A 24,392-nucleotide genomic window follows, 5' to 3' on the forward strand; every position below is an offset into this window, starting at 1 on the left:
GGGCACGGACCCTTCGCCTGTTTAAGCGTTACGCACCGACCATGGTCGGTGATACCACCTGATTGAGATCGCCTGCGCGGGTTGGCGCGATGCCGGCCTCGAATTCAGAGCGGAAGTATTTGATTGCGCTGCCCAACGGCTCCACGGCGCCCGGTGCGTGAGCGCAGAAGGTCTTGCCTGGGCCGAGGAAACCGACCAGACCCAGCAGGGTCTCGATATCACCCTCGCGGCCTTCGCCTTTTTCCAGGGCCATCAGCAGCTTGACGCTCCACGGCAGGCCATCGCGGCATGGGGTGCAGAAGCCGCAGGATTCACGGGCGAAGAACTGCTCCATGTTGCGCAGCAACGAGACCATGTTGACGGTGTTGTCCACCGCCATCGCCAGGCCCGTACCCATGCGGGTGCCCACCTTCCCGATGCCGCCGGCGTACATTTGGGCGTCGAGGTGCTCGGGCAGCAGGAAACCGGTACCGGCGCCACCCGGCTGCCAGGCTTTCAAGGTGTAGCCGTCGCGCATGCCGCCGGCGTAGTCCTCGAACAGCTCGCGGGCAGTCACGCCGAAGGGCAGCTCCCACAGGCCAGGATTCTTGACCTTGCCGGAGAAGCCCATGAGCTTGGTGCCCATGTCTTCGCTGCCTTCGCGGGCCAGGGATTTGTACCAGTCCACGCCGTCGGCGATGATCGCCGGCACGTTGCACAGGGTCTCGACGTTGTTCACACAGGTCGGCTTGCCCCAAACGCCCACGGCGGCAGGGAAGGGCGGCTTGGAGCGCGGGTTGGCGCGACGGCCTTCGAGGGAGTTGATCAACGCGGTTTCTTCACCGCAGATATAACGCCCAGCGCCGGTGTGCACGAACAGTTCGAAGTCAAAACCCGAACCGAGGATATTCTTGCCCAGCAGGCCGGCGGCCTTGGCTTCTTCCACGGCACGGTTGAGGTGCTTGGCGGCGGTGGTGTATTCGCCGCGCAGGAAGATGTAGCCACGGTAGGTCTTCAGTGCGCGAGCACTGATCAGCATGCCTTCGATCAGCAGATGGGGCAGTTGCTCCATCAGCATGCGGTCTTTCCAGGTGTTCGGCTCCATTTCATCCGCGTTGCACAAGAGGTAACGGATGTTGATGGATTCGTCCTTGGGCATCAGGCCCCATTTGACGCCCGTGGGGAAGCCTGCACCGCCGCGGCCTTTGAGGCCGGCGTCTTTCACGGTCTGGACGATATCGTCCTGGGCCATGTCGGCGAAGGCCTTGCGCGCTGCGGCGTAACCGTTCTTGGCCTGGTACTCGTCAAACCATACCGGTTCGGCATCGTCGCGCAGGCGCCAGGTCAATGGATGAGTTTCGGGCGACCGCTGGATGCGGTTGGCTGGGCCGAAAGAAGTCAGGGTCATGGGTAGCCCTCGAGCAATTGGGTCACGCCAGCAGGCTGTACGTCACCGAATGTGTCGTCGTCGATCATCAACGCCGGCGCCTTGTCGCAGTTGCCCAGGCAGCACACCGGCAGCAGCGTGAAGCGGCCGTCCGGGGTGGTCTGGCCGAGGCCGATGCCCAGCTTGTTCTGGATTTCGCTGACCACGGATTCGTGACCGCCGATGTAGCAGACCATGCTGTCGCACACGCGAATGATGTGGCGGCCGACCGGCTGACGGAAGATCTGGCTGTAGAACGTGGCCACGCCTTCAACGTCGCTGGCGGGGATGCCGAGGATCTCGCCGATGGCGTAAAGGGCACCGTCCGGTACCCAGCCACGTTCCTTCTGGACGATCTTCAAGGCTTCGATCGACGCCGCGCGCGGGTCTTCGTAGTGATGCAGCTCGTGCTCGATGGCCGAGCGCTCGGTTTCACTCAAGGTGAAACGGTCTGTCTGGATAAGCGTGCTGTTCATGCTTAGCGGTCCACGTCGGCCATAACGAAATCGATACTACCCAGGTACGCAATCAAGTCCGCGACCATCTCGCCTTTGATCACCGAAGGGATCTGCTGCAAGTGGGCGAAGCTTGGGGTACGAATCCGGGTGCGGTAGCTCATGGTGCCGCCATCGCTCGTCAGGTAATAACTGTTGATACCCTTGGTCGCTTCGATCATCTGGAAGGATTCGTTGGCCGGCATGACCGGGCCCCACGAAACTTGCAGGAAGTGCGTGATCAGGGTTTCGATGTGCTGCAGAGTGCGTTCTTTCGGTGGCGGCGTGGTCAGCGGGTGATCCGCCTTGTAGGGACCGGTCGGCATATTGCGCATGCACTGCTCGATGATCTTCAGGCTCTGGCGCATTTCTTCGACGCGCACGATGCAACGGTCGTAGGCATCGCCGTTGGCCGCCAGCGGTACTTCGAACTCGAAGTTCTCATAGCCGGAATAAGGGCGTGCTTTACGCAGGTCGAAATCGCAACCGGTGGAACGCAGGCCAGCACCGGTGACGCCCCATTCCAGGGCTTCCTTGGTGTTGTACTGGGCGACGCCGATGGTACGACCCTTGAGGATGCTGTTGTCCAGGGCGGCCTTCTGGTACTCGTCCAGACGCTTGGGCATCCACTCGACGAACTCCTTGACCAGGCGCTCCCAGCCGTTCGGCAGGTCGTGGGCCACACCACCAATGCGATACCAGGCCGGGTGCAGGCGGAAGCCGGTGATGGCCTCGATGACCTTGTAGGCGCGCTGACGGTCGGTGAAGGTGAAGAACACCGGGGTCATGGCGCCGACGTCCTGGATATAGGTACCCAGGAACAGCAGGTGGCTGGTGATGCGGAAGAACTCGGCCATCATGATGCGGATGGTGTCGACGCGGTCTGGCACCTTGATGCCGGCCAGCTTCTCGACTGAGAGCACGTACGGCAAGTTGTTCATCACGCCGCCGAGGTAGTCGATACGGTCGGTGTACGGGATGAAGCTGTGCCAGGACTGACGCTCGGCCATCTTCTCGGCGCCACGGTGGTGGTAGCCGATGTCCGGTACGCAGTCGACGATTTCTTCGCCGTCCAGCTGCAGGATGATGCGGAAGGCACCGTGGGCCGAAGGGTGGTTAGGGCCCAGGTTGAGGAACATGTAGTCCTCGTTGGCGCCGGAACGCTTCATGCCCCAGTCTTCCGGGCGGAAGCGCGCGGCCTCTTCTTCAAGCTGCTGCTTGGCGAGGTTGAGGCTGAACGGGTCGAATTCCGTGGCACGGGCCGGGAAGTCCTTGCGCAACGGGTGACCTTCCCAGGTCGGCGGCATCATGATGCGCGACAGGTGCGGGTGACCCGGGAAGTCGATGCCGAACATGTCCCAGACTTCGCGCTCGTACCAGCTGGCATTCGGCCAGATGCCGGTCACGGTCGGGATGCTCAGGTCGCTCTCGGACAGCGCGACCTTGATCATCACATCGCTGTTACGTTCCAGCGACATCAGGTGATAGAACACGGTGAAATCGGCGCCGCTCGGCAGCCCCTGGCGCTTGGTGCGCAGACGCTCGTCCACGCCATGCAGGTCATAGAGCATGACGTACGGCTTGGGCAGGTGGCGCAGGAAGGTCAGGACTTCGACGAGCTTGGCGCGCGCCACCCACAACACCGGCATACCGGTGCGCGTGGCCTGGGCGGTGAAGGCGTCAGGGCCAAAACGGTTATTGAGTTCGACGACCACATCCTGGTCGTCTGCCTTATAAGGCGGGATGTACAGAGCACTGCCTGTAGTCATGGTTTTTTATCGCTTTCGGTCAACGTAAAGAATGAAGCCAGGTTTTCGTTCTATGAAAGAAGCGGCGCTGGATCAGACTTCGTCGGGGCTGCGCAGGTTGGTGACCTGAATACGCTGTTCGCGGCGCTGTTCCTTTTGTGACGGCATCTCGGCGCGGTATACGCCTTGATCTCCGACAACCCAGGAAAGTGGGCGACGCTCCTTGCCAATCGATTCCTGCAACAGCATCAAGCCTTGCAGAAATGCTTCAGGACGGGGCGGGCAGCCAGGCACGTAGACGTCCACGGGCAGGAACTTGTCCACCCCCTGGACCACGGAGTAGATATCGTACATGCCACCGGAGTTGGCGCACGAACCCATGGAGATAACCCACTTTGGCTCGAGCATTTGCTCGTAGAGACGCTGGATGATCGGCGCCATCTTGATAAAGCAGGTACCGGCGATAACCATGAAATCCGCCTGGCGCGGCGAGGCCCGGATCACTTCGGCGCCGAAGCGCGCAATGTCGTGGGGCGCCGTGAAGGCGGTGGTCATTTCCACGTAGCAGCACGAAAGGCCGAAGTTGTACGGCCACAGGGAGTTCTTACGCCCCCAGTTGACCGCGCCACTCAGCACGTCTTCGAGTTTGCCCATGTAGATGTTTTTGTGGACTTGATCTTCTAACGGATCGGAGACGGTTTCCCGTTCGCCGATGGGGTACTGCTCGTTAGGAGCATCCGGGTCGATCCTGGTGAGATTGTATTGCATCGCCAAAGCCTCATTGTTTCAGCTTCGCTTGCCGCTTGCGACGAGCTTCCGGAGCCCAGTCAAGGGCGCCCACTCGGAACAGGTAGACAAGACCTGCCAACAGAATTGCTATGAAAACGAGAGCTTCGACGAATCCGGTCCAGCCGCTTTCGCGGACGGACACAGACCAGGCAAAGAGAAAGAGGGCTTCGATATCGAAGATCACGAACAGCATCGCGACCAGATAGAATTTGGCTGAGAGCCGCAAGCGGGCGCCACCTGTAGGTAGCATGCCGGACTCGAACGGTTCGTTTTTGCTGCGGCCCCAGGCTTTTGACCCGAGGAGGCTGGAGACGCCGAGCATGAAGGCGCAGAGGCCGACAACACCGAGGAGGAAAATGGCAAAGCCCCAGTTGTGGGCCATGAGTCCTGTCGCTTCGGTCATGCTGGAAATCCTTAACAGAGAGCAAAGGTCTCTGAGCTCGAAAAAAGTAACGATGCAGTGACGATATGTCGCAGCGTAGTCAATCGCGTTGATTTTATGGCTAAACACCGGGCAAGTAAAATTCCGATGGCGAAATTATTCGGTGGAATAAGGACATAGTGCACCTTTGTGGGGCTGCAGCCCTTGTGGCGTGGGCATTAGCGGGCATTTGATCAATTGTGTTTTGTTTAGGTTGTAACGAAGTTTCTATGTTCTAAATGATAATGAATATTGTTTGGGCGAGTTTTAAGCGGGTGGTCGTGGTGTGGCGAGGGAAGTTGCCGTTACTTGCTCGGTTACCGCTAGTTGTTGAAGCGGATTTTTTAACCGATTTATCTGCAACGAATACCGCTCTGGATCAAGGTTTTGTACAAAATCTTCAGGTTGCAAGGTTCCTCATGTGGGAGGGTGGTTGCCCCCGATGGCTGAGTGTCAGGCTATAGCTTTCTTGCTGATCCACCTCTATCGGGGGCAAGCCCGCTCTCACATTGGGTCCTTATTGAATCGATGAGGTGTGTGCGGGCAAAAAAACGCCCCGAACCAGTCGGGGCGTCAGATCGTGCGGCACTGCGGTTAGCTTTTTAAGAAGTCCGCCGTGGCCGTGTACTCACATCGATCAGTGAAACTGCTCTTCTTCGGTCGAACCGGTCAGCGCGGTCACGGACGAGGTGCCGCCCTGGATCACGGTGGTCATGTCGTCGAAGTAGCCGGTGCCCACTTCCTGCTGGTGGGCCACGAAGGTGTAGCCCTTGGCGGCGTCAGCGAACTCCTGCTCCTGCAGCTTGACGTAAGCGGTCATGTCGTTGCGGGCGTAGTCGTGCGCCAGGTTGAACATGCTGTGCCACATGTTGTGGATGCCGGCCAGGGTGATGAACTGGTGCTTGTAGCCCATGGCGGACAGTTCGCGCTGGAATTTTGCGATGGTCGCGTCGTCCAGGTTCTTCTTCCAGTTGAAAGAAGGCGAGCAGTTGTAGGACAGCAGTTGGTCCGGGTATTCCTTCTTGATTGCTTCGGCGAAGCGACGGGCTTCGGCCAGATCCGGCTTGGCGGTTTCGCACCAGATCAGGTCGGCGTACGGGGCATAGGCCAAGCCGCGGGCGATGGCTTGATCCAGACCTGCGCGCACTTTGTAGAAGCCTTCCTGGGTACGCTCGCCCGTGACGAACGGCTGGTCGTACGGGTCGCAGTCCGAAGTCAGCAGGTCGGCGGCATTGGCGTCGGTGCGGGCCAGGATGATGGTCGGCGTGCCGGCAACGTCAGCAGCCAGACGCGCCGCGGTCAGTTTCTGTACGGCTTCCTGGGTCGGTACAAGCACCTTGCCACCCATGTGGCCGCATTTCTTCACGGACGCCAGTTGGTCTTCGAAGTGCACGCCGGCAGCGCCTGCCTCGATCATGCTCTTCATCAGCTCGTAGGCGTTCAGTACGCCGCCGAAACCGGCTTCGGCGTCAGCCACGATCGGCGCGAAGTAGTCGATGTAACCTTCGTCGCCTGGGTTCTTGCCGGCTTTCCACTGGATCTGGTCGGCGCGACGGAACGAGTTGTTGATGCGCTTGACCACGGTCGGTACGGAGTCCACCGGGTACAGCGATTGGTCGGGGTACATGGATTCAGCGGAGTTGTTGTCCGCCGCCACTTGCCAGCCGGACAGGTAGATCGCCTGGATACCGGCTTTTACCTGCTGGACTGCCTGGCCGCCAGTGAGGGCGCCCATGCAGTTAACGAAATCTTTGTCGGGACGGAAGGATGGCTTGGCACCTTGAGTGACCAGGTTCCACAGCTTCTCGGCGCCGAGTTTTGCAAAGGTGTGCTCAGGTTGAACCGAGCCGCGCAGGCGGACGACGTCAGCAGCGGAGTAAGCGCGGGTCACGCCTTTCCAGCGTGGGTTCTCAGCCCAGTCTTTTTCAAGGGCTGCAATTTGCTGTTCGCGTGTCAGTGCCATGGGGAAAAACCTCGTCGCGTCTTTGTGGAAAATCTACTGGGTTGAACATTCCGTTGGCCAGCCACTGTAGTCAGTGCGTGGTCATGGCTGCTCGCTGATCAGAAGCGTAGGCGGTCAGGTCAGGTTCGACGGGGTAGGCGACGGGGTGAACGATGGGCTCAAGGGGGGAGTTGAGCAGGTAAGGGCAGACTGCGAACGGTCTTCAGGCGTCGTGGGCCTTTGTACGATCCATCAGTGTGTTGCCGGGTTACCTGGTTAGCTTCCGTCCCTCGGGACAACTTCGTTCCAGTCGCAACCTCGTCAAACACGCCTTGTGGGCGGTACAGACACGAATCGGCTCGGGTGGGTAGCTTGGAGCGACGATCCGAAGGCCCTTGCCAGGGCCCCTGATTAGCGGGAGCGAGGCCATCATGCCCAGGCTTTTTTCGATCGTCAAATGTTTTGTAGTGCTTTTTTTCAGGCACTACATCTTTAGTCTAATACGACTCGTCAGTCAGTTTTTGGTGCTTCAGTTCAGGGTGTCGACCTTGACCCGCAATGTCAGGTCATCGCGGCCCTGAGTAGAGTAGGTGCGGGTTGTGGAGGTTTTATCGGCCTGAGTCTGGCGATTGATGCCGGCCAGAGGAATCCACTCGCCCAAGCGGCCGCTGATGGTTGTGTCGGTGCTCTGCACGTTCACTACATCGGGACGTTCCTGGCTCATGCGGTCACGGTTGGTACTGATCGCCAGGTGTACGGTGTCGCCGGTGACGCTGGCGGTGACATAGAACCCTTGGGTGACGTTGCGATACTGGGTCTGGTTTTGCAGGCGCCCGTAGCTGTCTTGCGAGGTGGTGGTCAGCGGCACGCTCTGGCCGACCTGGATCAGTGCGGGCACGCCTTCACTGGCCTGGATCTGCTGAATGCCGCCGTCGCGGCTGACGGTGCCGTAGCTGATGATGCGGGTCTGGCTGTCGCCGGTGTCCTGCTGATTGTTTTCATTGGTGTCGACGGTGATCAGCAGGCGCTTGGCTGGCGTATCCAGTTGTGCCAGCAGGGTGCGTAATCCCTGCACCTTGTCTGGGGCCGCGTTGACGATCAGCTGGTTGCCATAGGCGCTGACAGTACCGTCCTTGCCGATAAAATTCTGCGCCACCGGCAACAGGTCGGCGCTGGTGCGGTTGCTGAGGTTGACGACTTCGGTGTCGGCGTTGGCCGAGACGCTGACGGCCAGGAGAAGGGCGGTAAGCAGGGTACGTAGGGACATGTCCGTTATCTCTGCGAGTCAATTAGGCGTGATAGTGCCAGTTTGTCGGCCTGGGCGGTCGCTTATTGAATCGTAGACGGCAAAATGCCCCACATGGCAGGGCATTGCTGGTGGTGCTGAAATAGCTATCGGGGGCAAGCCCCCTCCCACATGTTGACCCTGTACATTTCAAATGTGGAAGGGGGGCTTGCCCCCGATAGCAGCGACGCGATCTCGAATCAGGCTCCGCGCACCATATCGACATGAGGGATCCCGACTTCCAGGAACTCATCGCTGACGATCTCGAAACCCAAGCGCTCATAGAACGGTGCGGCATACACCTGGGCGCTGAGGAATTGCTTGGTCTGGCCACGTTTCTCAGCCGCTTCGATCACCGCCTCCATCAGCTTGTCGCCTACCTTTAGACCGCGCCAGTCCTTGAGTACCGACACGCGACCGATCTCGCCGCTGGGCAGCAGGCGAGCGGTACCAATCGGAAAGTCACCCTCGTACGCGAGAAAATGCATGGCATCTGCGTCGTCCGAGTCCCACTCCAGTTCAGGTGGGACCGATTGTTCAGCGATAAACACCGCTTCACGAATGCGCCGAATCTCGGCGATATCCTTATGCCAGTCCGCGACACTTACGTGAATCTTATTCATCGGCAAATCCCAGGCTTCCTTGCTTGACCAGTTCGCACAGCAGAGCTCGACCGTCTTCGTCCGCCAGCCATGGGCCGAGGTTCTCGGCGTGCAGGGCATCGGCGGAGCAAATCATTTTCAGCAGTTCGCGCAATTTACCCGGCAGGTAGCGACTCTGGCCGCTGGCGAACAGCAGCACGTCATCGTCCACTTCCGACCAGGCCATGCGCGCGCTCGGGTTGCGCACCAGAATCGCGCCGTCTTCCAGGCTGTTGATGAAGTCCTCTTCTCCCAGCTCTTCGCCGGCCACTAGCTCCGGATAGCGCGGCTCGGTCATGAACTGGCCGAACCAGGTCAGCAGCATGCGCTCGTCACTCATATGCTCGGCCAGCAGGCTCTTGAGGCGATCGAGGGCGTCGCTCTGGATCTGGTGCGGGTCGCTGACCGGTTGGACGTCGGCGTCGGTGTAGCGCTCTTCGTCGGTCAGGTATTGAGCGAGGAAGTCGGTGAAGTGGGTCAACACCTCGGCTGCGCTTGGGGCGCGGAAGCCGACGGAGTAGGTCATGCAATCGTCTTCGGCAATGCCGTAGTGGGCCAGGCGCGGTGGCAGGTAGAGCATGTCACCCGGTTCCAGTACCCATTCGGCGCTTTCTTCGAATTCAGCCAGGATGCGCAGGTCGGCATGTTGCAGCAGCGGGCTCTCGGAGCTGCACATCTGGCCGATCTTCCAGTTGCGCTTGCCTTGGGCCTGCAGCAGGAACACATCGTAGTTATCGAAGTGCGGGCCGACGCTGCCGCCGGGCGCGGCAAAGCTGATCATCACATCGTCGATGCGCCAGCTTGGCAGGAAGCGGAACTGCTCTAGCAGTTCGGCCACTTCCGGTACGAACTGATCGACCGCTTGCACCAGCAGGGTCCATTCGCGCTCGGGCAGTGTGCTGAAGGCGTCTTCGGCAAACGGGCCGCGGCGCAGTTCCCACGGACGCTCGCCGTGCTCGATCACCAGGCGCGATTCGACTTCTTCTTCCAGTGCCAGGCCGGCCAGTTCGTCGGCGTCGATGGGGCTTTCGAAGTCAGGGATGGCCTGACGGATCAGCAACGGTTTTTTCTGCCAGTAGTCGCGCAGGAATTCCCGTGCCGTGATGCCGCCCAGAAGTTGAAGAGGGATATCAGGATTCATGTGTAACCTATTGAAAAAAAGCACTTTTCAGACTGGAATAAAAACGCCCGGCGCGGCCGGGCGTCTCAAGGGTCTTGCTTGGATCAGATGCGCTTGGCCTGGGCCACGGCATTACCGATGTAGTTGGCCGGGGTGAGGAGTTTCAGCTCGGCCTTGGCAGCAGCTGGCATATCCAGGCCATCGATGAAAGTTTGCAACGCTTCAGGGCTGATGCCCTTGCCACGCGTCAACTCTTTGAGCTTCTCGTAGGGGTTTTCGATGTTGTAGCGACGCATCACGGTCTGGATCGGCTCGGCCAGTACTTCCCAGCAAGCGTCCAGGTCAGCGGCGATTTTCTGCTCGTTGAGTTCCAGTTTGCTGATGCCTTTGAGGCTGGCTTCGTACGCGATCACGCTGTGGGCGAAGCCCACGCCGAGGTTACGCAGTACGGTGGAGTCGGTCAGGTCGCGCTGCCAGCGAGAGATCGGCAACTTGCTGGCCAGGTGCTGAAACAGGGCGTTGGCGATGCCGAGGTTGCCTTCGGAGTTTTCGAAGTCGATCGGGTTGACCTTGTGCGGCATGGTCGACGAACCGATTTCGCCGGCAATGGTGCGCTGCTTGAAATAGCCCAGGGAGATGTAGCCCCAGATATCGCGATCGAAGTCGATCAGGATGGTGTTGAAGCGCGCAATGGCGTCGAACAGCTCGGCGATGTAGTCGTGCGGTTCGATCTGTGTGGTGTACGGGTTGAAGCCCAGGCCCAGCTCGTCTTCGATAAATGCACGGGCGTTGGCTTCCCAGTCGATCTCGGGGTAGGCCGACAGGTGGGCGTTGTAGTTGCCCACGGCGCCGTTGATCTTGCCCAGCAACGGCACGGCGGCCACTTGGGCGATCTGGCGCTCCAGGCGGTAGACCACGTTGGCCAGCTCTTTGCCCAGGGTGGTAGGCGAGGCCGGTTGGCCGTGGGTGCGCGACAGCATCGGCACGTCGGCGAAGCGGATCGCCAGCTCGCGGATAGCGTTGGCGGTCTGGCGCATCAGCGGCAGCATCACGTCATCACGGCCTTCGCGCAGCATCAGGGCGTGGGACAGGTTATTGATGTCCTCGCTGGTGCAGGCAAAGTGGATGAACTCGCTGACCTGGGCCAGTTCCGGCAGCTTGGCCGCTTGCTCTTTGAGCAGGTACTCGATGGCTTTGACGTCGTGGTTGGTGGTGCGCTCGATCTCTTTTACACGCTCGGCGTGCTCCAGGGAGAAATTTTCCGCCAGGGTGTTGAGCACGGCGTTGGCTTCGGCGGAAAACGCCGGCACTTCGCTGATGGCAGGGTGAGCGGCCAGGCGCTGGAGCCAGCGCACTTCAACCAGGACGCGGGCACGGATCAGGCCGTACTCGCTGAAAATTGGGCGCAGGGCCTGGGTTTTGCCGGCGTAGCGGCCGTCAACAGGGGAAACCGCAGTGAGCGAAGAGAGCTGCATGGGGTGTTCTCGGACAGTCGGGCAACGAAATGGGGCGCGTATCATACATGAAAAAATCCGCCGGTCCGTCGCCAACTGACCGGCGTATTACGCGTAACGGCTTGAAAACAGCCTGCTGCTGCGACTTATTCGTTGCGCATCAACGGGTAAAGCTCTTTAAGCAATTTGCGACGGCTGATGACCAACTGCCAACGATGACCGCCCAACTGGCGCCATAACCGCGCCGAACGAATACCGGCCAGCAATAGGGCGCGGATCTTCGAAGCATTGTTCGGTTGTTGCAGGTTGCGCATGTCGCCATGCACCTGGATGCGTTGGCGCAGGGTGCTCAAGGTGTCTTGGTACAGCGCACCACAGGCGGCGATCACGTTTTCGTGGGCCGGGCCGAAGTGCTCCACCTGGGACTGGATTTGTGGCAGACGCTTGCCGATGGTCTCCAGCATGTCCTCGCGCTTGGCCAATTGGCGCTCCAGACCGAGCATCGACAGGGCGTACCGCAGTGGCTCGCGTTGCAAGGTGCTGGGGTCGCGTTCCAGGGCGCCGATCAGGGCGCGATAACCTTCACGCAGCGCCAGGTCGTCGCCACCGTAGACTTCCAGGGTGTCCTTGGGGTCGCGGATCAGCAGGCTGCCGAGCATGCAGGTCAGGCCCGCCTCGCTGACCTGGCCGGTCTTGGCGATCTTGTCCACCAGCACGGCGGCCAGAAATACACCGCCCAGTGCGGTCAATTGCTCCTGGATCGGGCTCATGCCGGGTTGCTCCAGGGTTCGGCGACTTCGATCACGCCACCGCCCAGGCAGATCTCGCCGTCATAGAACACCACGGACTGGCCAGGGGTGACAGCGCGTTGCGGGTCATCGAAGGTGGCGCGGTAGCCGTTGGCGGTTTTTTCCAGGGTGCAGGGCTGATCGCTCTGGCGATAGCGCACTTTGGCGGTCAGGCGACGCGGGGTGCTGAGGTCGATCGGGTTGACCCAGTAGATCTCCGACGCCAACAGCGCGCCGGAGAATAGCAGCGGATGTTCATTGCCCTGGCCGACGATCAGCACGTTGTGCTCCAGGTCTTTAACCAGCACGTACCACGGTTCTTCACCGGCGTCTTTTAGGCCGCCGATCCCCAGGCCCTGGCGTTGACCGATGGTGTGATACATCAGGCCATGATGACGGCCGATGACTTCACCTTCGGTGGTCTTGATCTCGCCCGGTTGTGCCGGCAGGTATTGCTTGAGGAAGTCGCTGAAGCGGCGTTCGCCGATAAAGCAGATCCCGGTGGAATCCTTCTTCTTGGCGGTGGCCAGGCCGTGCTGCTCGGCAATCTTGCGCACTTCGGGCTTTTCCAGTTCGCCCACGGGGAACAAGGTCTTGGCGATCTGTTCGCCACCGACGGCATGCAGGAAGTAACTCTGGTCTTTGTTCGGGTCCAGGCCCTTGAGCAGCTCGGTGCGCCCGTCGATATCGCGACGGCGCACATAGTGGCCAGTAGCGATCAGGTCGGCGCCGAGCATCATGGCGTAGTCGAGGAACGCCTTGAACTTGATTTCGCGGTTGCACAGGATGTCCGGGTTCGGCGTGCGACCGGCCTTGTATTCGGCCAGGAAGTGCTCGAACACGTTGTCCCAGTACTCGGCGGCGAAGTTGGCGGTGTGCAGCTTGATACCGATCTTGTCGCACACTGCCTGGGCATCCGCCAGGTCGTCCATGGCGGTGCAATATTCCGTTCCATCGTCTTCTTCCCAGTTCTTCATGAACAGGCCTTCCACCTCATAGCCCTGCTCCATGAGCAGAACGGCGGAAACGGAAGAATCCACGCCGCCGGACATGCCGACGATGACGCGCTTCTTTTGTGTGTCAGAAGGGGCTGGATCACGCATAGGGTTTCAACGGGTGTCTTGAAAAAGGACGCGATTCTAACAGGCTGCGGCCTCTAAGGCTAAAGAGAAGGGCGGATCAATGCGAGGCTATGGTGCAGGCCGCTCAAATAATCGTCGATGCAACGGATGATCAGCTCGCTGCGCCAACTGTCGCGCAGGTCCATCAACTCGTCGCGGGTGAGCCATCGGGCGCGCAGGATGCCTTCGTCCAATTGATAGTCCGGGTGGTGTTTCAGCGCTTTGGCGATAAAACACACCCGTTGATAGGTCACGCCGTTGCTGGGGGCGGTGTACAGGTAGATGCCGACGATACCGGTCGCTTCCACGTCCCAACCGGTTTCCTCTAGGGTTTCGCGTACGGCGGCTTCGGTCAGGGTTTCATGTGGATCGAGGTGGCCGGCCGGCTGATTGAGTACGGCGCGACCGCCCTTAAGTTCTTCGACCATCAGGAACTTGCCATTGTCTTCGACGATGGTGGCGACGGTGATGTGGGGTTGCCAGGTCATGAGATACCTCTTGGTTCTGAATGTAACCCAGTCTTGGAGCCGGATCGCAGCGATGATGGGGTGGTGCATAAGCAATCTGCATGATGCACCTGACATTTTATGATTTTACCGACTTCAGCTGCTGGCGCAGTTTATCTCTCCAGAGTTATCAGTCTGGAGAGTGTTATGAACCCGATTGCGCACAAACGCTACGAAGTACGCCTTACATCGCCCCTGCCCATTGCCTTCATTCTGCTTTGGAGTTCCGGCTACATCGGCGGTGCGTTCGGTGTGCGTTATGGCGAGCCCTTCACCATGACGTTCTATCGGTTTGCCTTGGCTGCTCTGGTGTTTCTGGGGGTGGCGCTTGCGATAAAGGCTGAATGGCCGAGGCGGCTTGCACCTTACCTTCATGCGGTAGTCGTGGGCGTGCTCTTGCAGGCTCTGCAATTCGGCGGTCTCTACACCGGAATAAGTCAGGGCGTCCCCGCCGGGCAAGCTGCACTGATTGTCGGGTTGATGCCCATATTCGTCGTGATCGGCGCCTATTTCTGTTTGGGTGAGCAATTGAGCTGGCGCGACCTGCCAGGTTCGATTCTGGGTGTCGGAGGAGTGGTCATTGTTGTCGGCAACAGTTTTTCAGGCGCCGACGCACCAGTAGGCGGCTATGGCGCGGTGGGATTGGCGCTGTTGGGCATCACCCTCGGTACTCTTTATCAGAAGCGTTTTCTGGGTGGGGTCAATCTGTGGGTGGGTTGCTTCATTCAAATGGTTACTGCGTCGCTGGTCATGTTGATGCTGGCTTGCGCCGCTGAAACCATGCAGGTGACGCAGTGGATGCCTTTTATTGCCTCGGTGGCCTGGATTAGTTTGATGAATTCTGTAGGCGCACTGACGATATTGTATTTGATGATTCGGCGGGGAGAGGCGAGTAAAGCGACGAACTTATTTCATGTGATTCCGGCGGTTACGCAGATCATGGCGGCGTTAGTGTTGGGGGAGGTGCCGAGCGTAGTAGTGATTGTGGGGTTTATTGTTTCGGGGGGAGGAGTTTATTTGATGAATCATTCGCGAGCAAAATAAGCCTGAATTACTGAGTACCTCTTAGCAGGAGAATAACAATGAATAAAAACGAGATAAATAATAAAAATATATTGAGCGATAAAATTTGCCGATCAGGAGGAGGGTTGTATATCGATGGAGTTGATTGTTTAAATTTTGAGCCTTATGAAATTGATGGGCGAAAGGGCGTCTCAATATTTTACCTTTATGATGCGAGGCGCAATGGGGAAGGATCAGTGGCTGCACTGGTGCGTTATGACGGTGGCGCTCTAACGCCCAGGCATATACATCTGGGCTGGGAGTTGGTGCTGGTGGTCGATGGCGAACTTGTCGATGACAGAGGGCGACATACGATAGGTGCGCTCCAAGTGTACCCTCCTGGCTCTACCCACCAACTTTCGTCTCCTTCAGGATGCACGTTTTTAGTCGTCTGGGAGCAGCCGGTTCAGCCTGTGACGTGTCTGAATGCAGAGGCTGTAGCATGAAAGTTATTAGCGAGCGACGAGCGGCAGAGCTAATTGAAGATGGATGGACAGTTATCCCTGGGGGGTTTGGTAGTTGTGGGCATCCTGATGGACTTACTCGAGCAATCGGCGATCGTTACAAGCGAGAGGGGCGGCCTCGTAAACTTAGTCTGCTCTTTGCCTCTGCTGCTGGAGATCTTGAAGAAAGGGGCTTAGACGTTTTGGCCCAGAGTGGGCTGGTGGATAAGGTAATTGGAGGGTTCTGGGGGCTTATTCCACGGCTGGGAAATATGGCGCGCCTAGGAGAGATAGAGGCCCATAATTGGCCGCAGGGGGTCATTAGTCAGCTTTTTCGCGCGATTGCGGCGAAAAAGCCTGGGGTGATTTCGAATATCGGCTTAAATACTTTCGTTGATCCTGATTATGAGGGAGGACGCTTAAATATGCGGGCGGCACGTGCGCTCGTTCAGAAAATTTTTATCAATGATAAGTCAATGCTTTTTTACCCTGCTATTAAGGTCGACTGTGCGTTGTTAAGAGGGACATCTTGTGATCCCTTGGGCAATATTTCGATGGAGCGGGAAGTGTCTCATAGTGACGCTCTAGCGCAGGCAATGGCAGTTAAAAACTGTGGTGGAATAGTGATTGTGCAGGTTGAAAGTTTAGTAGGTTTGCATGATATCGAGCCGCATGACGTCAAAGTCCCCGGACTATTGGTAGATTACGTGACAGTTTCGCGCCCTGGTGAGCATCCTCAAACTTACGGCGTGGCACATGACTCAGCGTTTACACGTCCGGGAGTGCTCACCCCTGGTACAAGGTCGATTTCGTGTGCAGAGAGAGTTATTGCTAGGAGAGCTTTGCAGGAAATTCAGCATCAAAATGCCCGAGTTATCAATCTCGGTATTGGTATACCGGTAGCTATTGCTCAGGTGGCTGAGGAGTTGGGCTGTGCGGAATCGATGAGCTTTACTGTTGAGTCCGGCGTTATAGGTGGCAGGCCAGCAGCTGGGCTGTCATTTGGTGCCAGCTATCGCCCACAGAGTATCATTGAACAGGCGGCTTTGTTTGATTTCTATGAAGGTGGCGGAATTGATGTAGCGTGCTTAGGCTTTGCTGAAATGGATAGCTTTGGCAATGTTAATGTCTCGAAGTTTGGTCAGAAGTTACAAGGTGCAGGTGGATTCATAAATATCTCTCAGTCCGCACGATGTATTATTTTTTGTGGCACTTTCACGGCGGTAGGGTTGATCGTGAATATAAATAAGGGCCAAATCCGGATAGTTCGGGAAGGTCGTGTAAGTAAATTCGTTCGTCAGGTTTCACATTTAACTTTCAGTGGCGACCATTCTAAATCGTTAGGTCAGAGAGTCATATATGTAACGGAGCGAGCTGTTTTTGCATTGAGAGATAGGGTTGTTTATCTGGAAGAGGTCGCTCCCGGTATAAGTGTTGAGCGGGATATTATGCCGTTCATAGAGGGTGGGTTTGTAGTTTCAAGCAGCTGTAAGCTTATGTCTGAGGATTTGTTTTTTTTGTAACTGCATAGTGTCTAATTCTTTGAGTGGTTAGGTGTTTTGTGTTCGTAAGAAAATTATGTAGGAGGTTGTTATGTCAGGTGAGGTTATAACGATAATCGGTGGAGGTGCCTCAAGCGTCTCTTTTATTTACGCGTTTTTAAAAGGGCTGGCGAGACATGGATGTCATTCGAATCTATCGATTTTTTTGGTGGATAAGCAATCTCAATGTGGTCGAGGACTTGCGTATTCCGAGGACTGCGGTACAAATATCTTAAACACACGAGCCGAATTCATTTCGCCTTTCCCAGACCAGTCTGGGCATTTCTACAGATGGTTATTGGCTAATCGAGAAATTTGGGAAGATGATTTTCCTGATATTGAGCTATGTCCGCATGCATTTCTACCCCGACCCTTATTTGGGCTATATCTTGCGCACATGCTTCAATGTCTCATTAAAAAAGCTGTAGAACTCGGTTGCCAGTTAATCGCAGTGCATGACGAAGTCGTTAATCTTAGTTTTTCGCATGATGGAAGGGTCGTAGTATCCACAAAGGGAAATCTATCTTTCCCTAGTGATCATGTAGTATTGAGTTGTGGTAATGCGCGCAGTCTGGAACACCGACACCTTGCTGGCGCTGAAGGTTTTTTCTCCAGCCCTTACCCTATCAAACGTCTATGCAGGCTGATTCAAAAGCAGGCGAGTGTTGCAATTGTCGGTTCAAGACTGAGTGCTATCGATGCGGTGATCGGACTTACTGCTAATGGCCATAAAGGGCCCATTACTATGCATTCGCGCACGGGAGCCTTGCCTAGTGTCAGAGGGACTCAGGGGCGTTATAAGCCGTCAATACTAACGCCGGAAACTGTTAGATCTTGTATTTCTCGAGCTGGGGTAGTGCGGCTTGAAGACGTACTTCGTTGGGCGATGCAGGAATTAGCCTTGGAGGGCAAGCCGATTGATGCTGATTGGTCGACAATGTGTTCACAAAGGCCGGCTTTGGAGTTTCTTGAGGCGGAAATAGCTGCTGCCCGTCACCCACGGTTTTGGCAGTCCGTTCTCTATTCCACGAATGCTGTGCTTGATCTAATTTGGCCTGCAATGCCAGATGAGGATAAGAAAAGATTCCTGGGTTATTCAAGTTGGTGGATGGCATACCGTGTTTCAATTCCGATTGAAAATGCTCTAAAAATCAAGTCTTTAGTCGAGTCTGGGCAGCTATCAATCATCAAGGGAGAGCTTCAGTCTATTGAATATAATGGGAGATTTACCTTGAAAGTAGCTAAGCAGTCGAAAAGATATTTCCGCGGTTATGACGCTGTTGTGGTTGCTACAGGTACCCCTCGCGATGTTACTAAGTTTGATAATCTTTTGGTGCAGAATATTATTCAGCAGGGAATTGGGTGTGTAGACCCATTCGGAGGGTTAAAGGTATCTGCTGAGTCGGGCGGATTGATAAATCAGTCAGGATGTGTGGATGACAGAATCACTGTTCTGGGAGAGCTAACGAGCGGTGCGTTCTTTTTTACTAGTGCTTTAGAGATTAATTCTCGCCATTCGACGCAACGTGCAGAGTATGTTTTGGCTAGATTGTCGCAAACCTCCAATGCGCATTTTCATTCGCTTAAAGCTCAATTGCTGGCATAAAATGACGGAAAAATCTCAAATTAAACATTTTTTGTATTTTTTACTCGTAAATTCAGTTTTTCCCTAGCCGAACAGCTAGTGGCGAGTGAGACGTTGATTTGCCAAAATTGGAATATTTATTTTGGTAGGTGTGCGTCATGAGAGTCAATCTTGATGTTCAGTCTTTGCGAAGCTTTATAAAAGTAAGCGAAACCAAAAGTTTTACGCGCGCAGCCGAAGCTTTAAGCCTCACTCAGCCTGCCATTAGCCAGCAGATCAAGCGATTAGAAGATTTGTTAGGTGTGGAGTTATTTGCAAGGGAAAATCGACAGGTGTTTTTGACGGTGGAAGGAGAGAAACTTTTCGGTTATGCCAAGGATATCGTTGTTTGTAACGATAAAATTGGTAGGCTTTTTGAAGTGGTTGAGAAAAGAGAAATAATTGTAATGGGTATGCCAGAGCATTTTTGTGAGGGGGTGCTCCCCAAAATTATTTCCAGCATGGCTGCTCACTTTCCTGCTATACAGCTGGTGGTAAAGGTCGCTAGGTCTGGTTTGCTAAGAGAGGCGGTAAATGAGGGCAAGATCGACCTATGCCTCGTGATAGATGAATTAAAAGAAACACATGAGCATCCTTGGCATACGTTATCGGTAAGGTGGTTTGCTGGTGAAAGCGCTGACTTGATCGATAACGTGCATAACGTTCCTCTCGCTTTGTTCAAGCCGCCCTGCGGGTTTCGTAGTCTGGCGATTCGGAGTCTAGAGGGCTGCGCTATCAAATGGCATTGTGTTTATGAGTCGGAGGATTTGATGTCGCTGAGGTCTGCAGTTCAGGCGGGAATTGGTATTACATTGCTACCTTTTATTGCGCATGTATCGGGTTTAAAAAGTCTAGAAAATTTCTCAAGTTTGCCGAAGTTACCTCAATTTGGAGTGATACCTAAAGAGCGAGCGGGTTGGAATCCTGTGTATAGGCGCGAGGTGCTTGAGTTGATTCGCTCAGTATGGATTTCAGAGTATGCCAATATTAAGCAATGACTTAGAAAACACAAACCCCGACACTTGGCCGGGGTTTGTGATGCTGCTTTACAACCTTACTTCAACTTGGCAATCGCCGCGTTAAACGTGTTGCTCGGGCGCATGGCCTTGCTGGTCAGCTCAGGGTTCGGTGCGTAGTAGCCGCCGATGTCCACTGGCTTGCCCTGTACGGCATTGAGCTCGGCGACGATGGTCGCTTCGTTCGCAGCCAGGGTTTTGGCCAGTTCGCCGAACTGTGCTTGCAATGCCGTGTCTTCGGTCTGAGCGGCCAGGGCCTGGGCCCAGTACAGCGCCAGGTAGAAGTGGCTGCCGCGGTTGTCGATGTTGCCGACTTTGCGCGATGGCGACTTGTTGTTGTCCAGGAACTGACCGGTGGCCTGGTCCAGGGTCTTGGACAGTACCAGGGCCTTCGGGTTGTTGTAGGTGACGCCCAGGTGTTCGAGGGACGCGGCCAGGGCCAGGAATTCACCCAGGGAGTCCCAGCGCAGGAAGTTTTCTTCCAGCAGTTGTTGTACGTGCTTCGGTGCAGAGCCGCCAGCGCCGGTTTCGAACAGGCCGCCGCCGTTCATCAGCGGCACGATGGACAGCATTTTGGCGCTGGTGCCCAGTTCCATGATTGGGAACAGGTCGGTCAGGTAGTCACGCAGGACGTTGCCGGTCACCGAGATGGTGTCCAGGCCCTTGCGGGTGCGTTCCAGGGTGAACTTCATCGCGTCGACCGGCGACATGATTCGGATGTCCAAACCTTCGGTGTTGTGGTCTTTCAGGTAGGCCTGAACTTTCTCGACCACCACGCCGTCGTGGGCGCGCTTAGGGTCCAGCCAGAAAATGGCCGGGGTGTTGCTGGCGCGGGCACGGTTTACGGCGAGTTTGACCCAGTCCTGGATCGGCGCGTCTTTGGTCTGGCACATGCGGAAGATGTCGCCAGCTTCGACGCTCTGTTCCATCAGCAGGTTGCCCTTGCTGTCGGTGACGCGGACCACGCCGTCAGCCTTGATCTGGAACGTCTTGTCGTGGGAACCGTACTCTTCGGCTTTCTTGGCCATCAGGCCAACGTTCGGCACGCTACCCATGGTGGTTGGGTCGAACGCGCCATGGGCCTTGCAGTCTTCGATGACGGCTTGGTAGATGGTGGCGTAGCAACGATCCGGGATCACAGCCTTGGTGTCGTGCAGTTGGCCGTCGGTGCCCCACATTTTGCCGGAGTCACGGATCATGGCCGGCATCGAAGCGTCGACGATCACGTCGCTCGGCACGTGCAGGTTGGTGATGCCCTTGTCCGAGTTGACCATCGCCAGGGAAGGGCGAGCGGCGTAGACGGCCTGGATGTCGGCTTCGATCTGCGCTTGTTGGTCGGCCGGCAGGGTCTTGATGCGAGCGTAAAGGTCGCCGATGCCGTTGTTCAGGTTGAAGCCGATCTGTTCCAGCACGGCGGCGTGCTTGGTCAGGGCGTCTTTATAGAACTCGGCAACGATCTGGCCGAACATGATCGGGTCGGAGACCTTCATCATGGTGGCTTTGAGGTGGACCGACAGCAATACGCCTTTTTGCTTGGCGTCTTCGATCTCGGCGGCGATGAACGAACGCAGGGCGTTCTTGCTCAGCACGGCGCTGTCGAGGATTTCGCCAGCCTGAACGGAAGTCTTTTCCTTCAGCACGGTGGCGGTGCCGTCTTTGGCAATCAGCTCGATCTTCACGGCGTCAGCGGCTTCGATTTGTACGGCTTTTTCGCTGCCGTAGAAGTCGCCGTTGCTCATGTGAGCGACGTGGGACTTGGAGTCCGCCGCCCAGGCGCCCATTTTGTGCGGGTGCTTGCGTGCGTAGTTCTTGACCGACAGCGGAGCGCGGCGGTCGGAGTTGCCTTCGCGCAGTACCGGGTTTACGGCGCTGCCTTTGACCTTGTCGTAACGGGCACGGGTTTCTTTTTCCGCGTCGGTGGTTACGGTTTCCGGATAGTCCGGGAGGGCGTAGCCCTGGGCCTGCAATTCTTTGATCGCCGCCTGCAATTGAGGGGTCGAGGCGCTGATGTTAGGCAGTTTGATGATGTTGGCTTCAGGGGTTACGGCCAGGTCGCCCAGTTCGGCGAGGTGGTCCGGTACGGCCTTGTTACCCAGTTGCTCGGGGAAGCTTGCGAGGATGCGCCCGGCGAGGGAAATGTCGCGGGTTTCCACGGCAATATCAGCGGAAGCGGTGAAGGCCTCTACGATAGGCAGCAGTGAATAGGTGGCGAGGGCTGGAGCTTCGTCGGTGAAGGTGTAGATGATCTTCGAGCGGGTGGGCATATTCGGATTAACTCTCTTCTTTGCTGAAAGCGTGCGCAGAAACTCGAGATGCGCCGGGTGGAGCGCGTTCGTTCAAAGTCATCCATGAGCGAAATATCGAGGTTTCTTCGCGGTGATGTTGGGTTGCATCAGTCGAGCGTCAAGCGGGTGGACTATTGTAATAGTCCTGCTTTCTGGCGGAGGGCCCGGTTCTAGAGCGGTCTGCCGGCGTGACTCTTGGGTCAGCGGCGGCATTATACATAGGTCGCTATGCTTACGCTGAGCCTTCATACAAAAGGTGGGTCGTCCATTGGTCTAAAGGTCGCAGGTACCGGTTTACGCCTAAAGTCGCACGATGTGCTCAAGATTGGCGTTTTTCCCTTTGCTTTCAGGTTTGTAGGCGACAATTTATGCTGTTTTCGATGCAAATGAGCATGGCGCAAGGTTTCAGTCGCCATTTATCTGGAGTAGGCTCGAACGCAGCCAGATGTTCAATCCAACGATGGAGTTCAGCATGGGATACAAGAAGATTCAGGTTCCGGCAGTCGGCGACAAAATCACCGTCAACGCAGACCATTCTCTCAATGTTCCTGACCACCCGATCATCCCGTTCATCGAGGGTGACGGCATTGGCGTCGACATCAGCCCGGTGATGATCAAGGTAGTCGACGCAGCGGTTGCCAAGGCTTACGGCGGCAAGCGCAAGATTTCCTGGATGGAGGTCTATGCCGGCGAGAAAGCGACACAGGTTTACGACCAAGATACCTGGCTGCCTCAGGAAACCCTGGATGCAGTTAAGGACTACGTGGTGTCGATCAAGGGCCCGTTGACTACCCCGGTGGGTGGCGGTATCCGTTCGTTGAACGTTGCCCTGCGCCAGCAACTCGATCTGTATGTGTGCCTGCGCCCTGTGCGCTGGTTCGAAGGCGTGCCCAGCCCGGTGAAAAAGCCCGGCGATGTGGACATGACCATCTTCCGTGAGAACTCCGAAGATATTTATGCCGGTATCGAATGGAAGGCCGGTTCGCCGGAAGCGATCAAAGTGATCAAGTTCCTCAAGGAGGAAATGGGCGTCACTAAGATTCGCTTCGACCAGGACTGCGGGATTGGCGTCAAGCCGGTGTCCAAAGAAGGTACTCAGCGTCTGGCGCGTAAAGCCCTGCAATATGTCGTGGATAACGACCGTGACTCGCTGACCATCGTGCACAAAGGCAACATCATGAAGTTCACCGAAGGTGCCTTCAAAGAATGGGCCTACGAAGTGGCTGCGCAGGAGTTTGGCGCGACTCTGTTGGATGGCGGTCCTTGGATGCAGTTCAAGAACCCGAAAACCGGTAAGAACGTGGTGGTCAAAGATGCGATTGCTGACGCCATGCTCCAGCAGATACTGCTGCGTCCGGCCGAATATGACGTGATCGCGACCCTTAACCTCAACGGTGACTACCTGTCCGATGCCCTCGCGGCGGAGGTGGGCGGGATTGGTATCGCGCCAGGCGCCAACCTGTCCGACACCGTGGCGATGTTCGAAGCCACCCACGGCACAGCGCCCAAATATGCGGGCAAAGACCAGGTCAACCCAGGTTCGCTGATTCTGTCGGCGGAAATGATGTTGCGCCATATGGGCTGGACCGAAGCTGCGGACTTGATCATCAAGGGCACCAACGGGGCGATTTCGGCCAAGACCGTGACCTATGATTTCGAGCGCCTGATGGAGGGTGCGAAGCTGGTGTCGTCGTCAGGCTTTGGTGATGCGTTGATTTCGCATATGTAAGGCAGGCTAAAAAACGGCCATTCTGCTGAACCAGAATGGCCGTTTTTTTTGCAGGCTATTTACCCAATGCGATCAGGCCAGTTGCTTGTTTTCTTTAGAGGGCTGGTCTTTTTTGGGCTTTGTTTCGTGAGTAACGTCGTGTGCCGTCCCGGGAGCCGCCGCGCAGGCCGCACAAATTGCGACGGCATGCAGTCCCTTTGGCCCCTGAATGATTTCGAACTCCACACTTTGGCCTGCTTTCAGCGTCTTGTAGCCGTCCATGGTGATCGCTGAATAGTGCGCAAAAAGGTCCTCGCTTTTACCTTCTTCATTAATAAAGCCATATCCCTTGGCATTATTGAACCACTTGACCTTGCCTTTGATCTTGACGCCAGACATAACCCATTTCCTTCTGCACCAGACTCCATCACTGGAGTATCATCCAGTTTATCCGTCCTAACCCGAATAAATAAGGTTGACTGCGCGGACCTTTTTTACCCACTGTGGGTTCTATTGGTTGTAACACCGATTTGCCGATAGTCAAGGCGACCAATAGGTCAGAGTTGAAATTCTGACAGGTTGCCCCCACCACTGTATTGAACAACTGACGAACCTTTCTTTCCATGCATGCAATCAGCCAGATTCGACTAACATTCAATCAGGATCGACCGGATCACGAACACGATGACGACGGTTCTGCAGGCATTGCTGTTCAGGAGGCCAAGCCTGCCTTACAGGCGCCGCCGATGTACAAGGTGGTTTTGTTCAACGATGACTACACACCGATGGATTTCGTCGTCGAAGTGCTCGAGGTGTTTTTTAACCTGAACCGCGAGTTGGCGACCAAGGTAATGCTGGCCGTTCATACAGAAGGACGGGCAGTATGTGGAGTGTTTACCCGCGACATCGCCGAGACAAAGGCCATGCAGGTCAACCAGTACGCCAGGGAAAGCCAGCATCCGCTACTCTGTGAAATCGAGAAGGACGGTTAACGCCGAC

The 24,392-nt window shown here is 56.4% G+C and carries 22 protein-coding genes; 7 read left to right on the plus strand and 15 right to left on the minus strand.

The genetic code is table 11. From position 1 onward, the window contains the following. Positions 1-28 precede the first annotated feature (28 nt). The 13 genes from nuoF to QRN41_RS15880 all read right to left on the minus strand — a co-directional run bounded on the left by nuoF (position 29) and on the right by QRN41_RS15880 (position 13,696). Entirely contained in the window at positions 29-1,387 is a 1,359-nt protein-coding gene (gene nuoF / locus QRN41_RS15820) for an NADH-quinone oxidoreductase subunit NuoF (RefSeq protein ID WP_034098702.1), read from the minus strand. Beyond that, on the minus strand, positions 1,384-1,881 hold the full coding sequence (gene nuoE / locus QRN41_RS15825) for an NADH-quinone oxidoreductase subunit NuoE (protein WP_003174721.1): 498 nt from the start codon (positions 1,879-1,881) through the stop codon (positions 1,384-1,386). Before nuoE ends, nuoF begins: the two co-directional genes overlap by 4 nt. A gap of 2 nt (positions 1,882-1,883) precedes the next feature. Continuing rightward, a complete protein-coding gene (gene nuoC, locus QRN41_RS15830) occupies positions 1,884-3,668 on the minus strand; it encodes an NADH-quinone oxidoreductase subunit C/D (protein ID WP_285421807.1) in 1,785 nt (594 codons plus the stop codon). Between the two features lie 72 nt (positions 3,669-3,740). Further along, positions 3,741-4,415 carry a NuoB/complex I 20 kDa subunit family protein gene (locus QRN41_RS15835; RefSeq protein WP_003219572.1) on the minus strand — a complete coding sequence of 225 codons (675 nt, stop codon included), beginning with the start codon at positions 4,413-4,415 and terminating at the stop codon, positions 3,741-3,743. 10 nt (positions 4,416-4,425) lie between these two features. Further along, positions 4,426-4,839, minus strand: coding sequence for an NADH-quinone oxidoreductase subunit A (locus QRN41_RS15840; RefSeq protein ID WP_003219575.1), 414 nt, complete (start codon positions 4,837-4,839; stop codon positions 4,426-4,428). A gap of 655 nt (positions 4,840-5,494) precedes the next feature. Then, positions 5,495-6,820, minus strand: a complete 1,326-nt coding sequence (gene aceA, locus QRN41_RS15845; RefSeq protein WP_034138586.1) for an isocitrate lyase — start codon at positions 6,818-6,820, stop codon at positions 5,495-5,497. Positions 6,821-7,328: 508 nt separating this feature from the next. Continuing rightward, positions 7,329-8,066, minus strand: a complete 738-nt coding sequence (locus tag QRN41_RS15850; protein ID WP_167417870.1) for a secretin N-terminal domain-containing protein — start codon at positions 8,064-8,066, stop codon at positions 7,329-7,331. Positions 8,067-8,284: 218 nt separating this feature from the next. Continuing rightward, a complete protein-coding gene (locus QRN41_RS15855) occupies positions 8,285-8,707 on the minus strand; it encodes a GNAT family N-acetyltransferase (RefSeq protein WP_034098695.1) in 423 nt (140 codons plus the stop codon). Further along, a complete protein-coding gene (locus tag QRN41_RS15860; protein WP_123480084.1) occupies positions 8,700-9,866 on the minus strand; it encodes a ribosomal protein uL16 3-hydroxylase in 1,167 nt (388 codons plus the stop codon). The genes QRN41_RS15855 and QRN41_RS15860 overlap by 8 nt, the downstream gene beginning before the upstream one ends. A gap of 83 nt (positions 9,867-9,949) precedes the next feature. Continuing rightward, entirely contained in the window at positions 9,950-11,320 is a 1,371-nt protein-coding gene (gene purB, locus QRN41_RS15865) for an adenylosuccinate lyase (RefSeq protein WP_034098692.1), read from the minus strand. 125 nt (positions 11,321-11,445) lie between these two features. Then, a complete protein-coding gene (hflD, locus tag QRN41_RS15870) occupies positions 11,446-12,069 on the minus strand; it encodes a high frequency lysogenization protein HflD (RefSeq protein ID WP_034138583.1) in 624 nt (207 codons plus the stop codon). Next, positions 12,066-13,190, minus strand: a complete 1,125-nt coding sequence (mnmA, locus tag QRN41_RS15875) for a tRNA 2-thiouridine(34) synthase MnmA (protein ID WP_034098688.1) — start codon at positions 13,188-13,190, stop codon at positions 12,066-12,068. The genes hflD and mnmA overlap by 4 nt, the downstream gene beginning before the upstream one ends. A 59-nt stretch (positions 13,191-13,249) precedes the next feature. Beyond that, a complete protein-coding gene (locus QRN41_RS15880; protein WP_285421808.1) occupies positions 13,250-13,696 on the minus strand; it encodes an NUDIX hydrolase in 447 nt (148 codons plus the stop codon). A 165-nt stretch (positions 13,697-13,861) separates the two neighbouring features. Between QRN41_RS15880 and QRN41_RS15885 the strand changes: the two genes are divergently transcribed. The 5 genes from QRN41_RS15885 (at position 13,862) to QRN41_RS15905 (ending at position 19,382) form a co-directional block, all read left to right on the plus strand. After that, positions 13,862-14,758, plus strand: coding sequence for a DMT family transporter (locus QRN41_RS15885; protein ID WP_285421809.1), 897 nt, complete (start codon positions 13,862-13,864; stop codon positions 14,756-14,758). Between the two features lie 38 nt (positions 14,759-14,796). Continuing rightward, positions 14,797-15,222 carry a cupin domain-containing protein gene (locus QRN41_RS15890; RefSeq protein WP_080761458.1) on the plus strand — a complete coding sequence of 142 codons (426 nt, stop codon included), beginning with the start codon at positions 14,797-14,799 and terminating at the stop codon, positions 15,220-15,222. Next, the gene (locus QRN41_RS15895; RefSeq protein ID WP_173603526.1) at positions 15,219-16,742 is read left to right on the plus strand and encodes an acyl CoA:acetate/3-ketoacid CoA transferase; all 1,524 of its coding nucleotides are present in this window, start codon (positions 15,219-15,221) and stop codon (positions 16,740-16,742) included. Before QRN41_RS15890 ends, QRN41_RS15895 begins: the two co-directional genes overlap by 4 nt. Before the next feature lie 70 nt (positions 16,743-16,812). After that, positions 16,813-18,366, plus strand: coding sequence for an FAD/NAD(P)-binding protein (locus QRN41_RS15900; RefSeq protein WP_167417866.1), 1,554 nt, complete (start codon positions 16,813-16,815; stop codon positions 18,364-18,366). Positions 18,367-18,503: 137 nt separating this feature from the next. Beyond that, on the plus strand, positions 18,504-19,382 hold the full coding sequence (locus QRN41_RS15905) for a LysR family transcriptional regulator (protein WP_047881871.1): 879 nt from the start codon (positions 18,504-18,506) through the stop codon (positions 19,380-19,382). Between the two features lie 56 nt (positions 19,383-19,438). Here the strand turns inward: QRN41_RS15905 and QRN41_RS15910 are convergent, their stop codons facing one another. Continuing rightward, the gene (locus tag QRN41_RS15910) at positions 19,439-21,664 is read right to left on the minus strand and encodes an NADP-dependent isocitrate dehydrogenase (protein ID WP_094065843.1); all 2,226 of its coding nucleotides are present in this window, start codon (positions 21,662-21,664) and stop codon (positions 19,439-19,441) included. A gap of 493 nt (positions 21,665-22,157) precedes the next feature. On the opposite strand from QRN41_RS15910, the gene icd reads away from it, so the two are divergent. Next, a complete protein-coding gene (gene icd / locus QRN41_RS15915) occupies positions 22,158-23,414 on the plus strand; it encodes an NADP-dependent isocitrate dehydrogenase (protein WP_034098676.1) in 1,257 nt (418 codons plus the stop codon). 72 nt (positions 23,415-23,486) lie between these two features. Here icd and cspD read toward each other — a convergent pair whose 3' ends face one another. Beyond that, positions 23,487-23,792, minus strand: coding sequence for a cold shock domain-containing protein CspD (cspD, locus tag QRN41_RS15920; protein ID WP_034138575.1), 306 nt, complete (start codon positions 23,790-23,792; stop codon positions 23,487-23,489). A gap of 224 nt (positions 23,793-24,016) precedes the next feature. Here cspD and clpS point away from each other — a divergent pair, with 224 nt between their 5' ends. Then, on the plus strand, positions 24,017-24,385 hold the full coding sequence (gene clpS / locus QRN41_RS15925) for an ATP-dependent Clp protease adapter ClpS (RefSeq protein WP_010567912.1): 369 nt from the start codon (positions 24,017-24,019) through the stop codon (positions 24,383-24,385). Positions 24,386-24,392: the final 7 nt, after the last annotated feature.

The organism is Pseudomonas sp. efr-133-TYG-23 (assembly GCF_030209215.1).
In the GTDB taxonomy this organism is placed as follows: Bacteria; Pseudomonadota; Gammaproteobacteria; order Pseudomonadales; family Pseudomonadaceae; genus Aquipseudomonas; species Aquipseudomonas rhodesiae.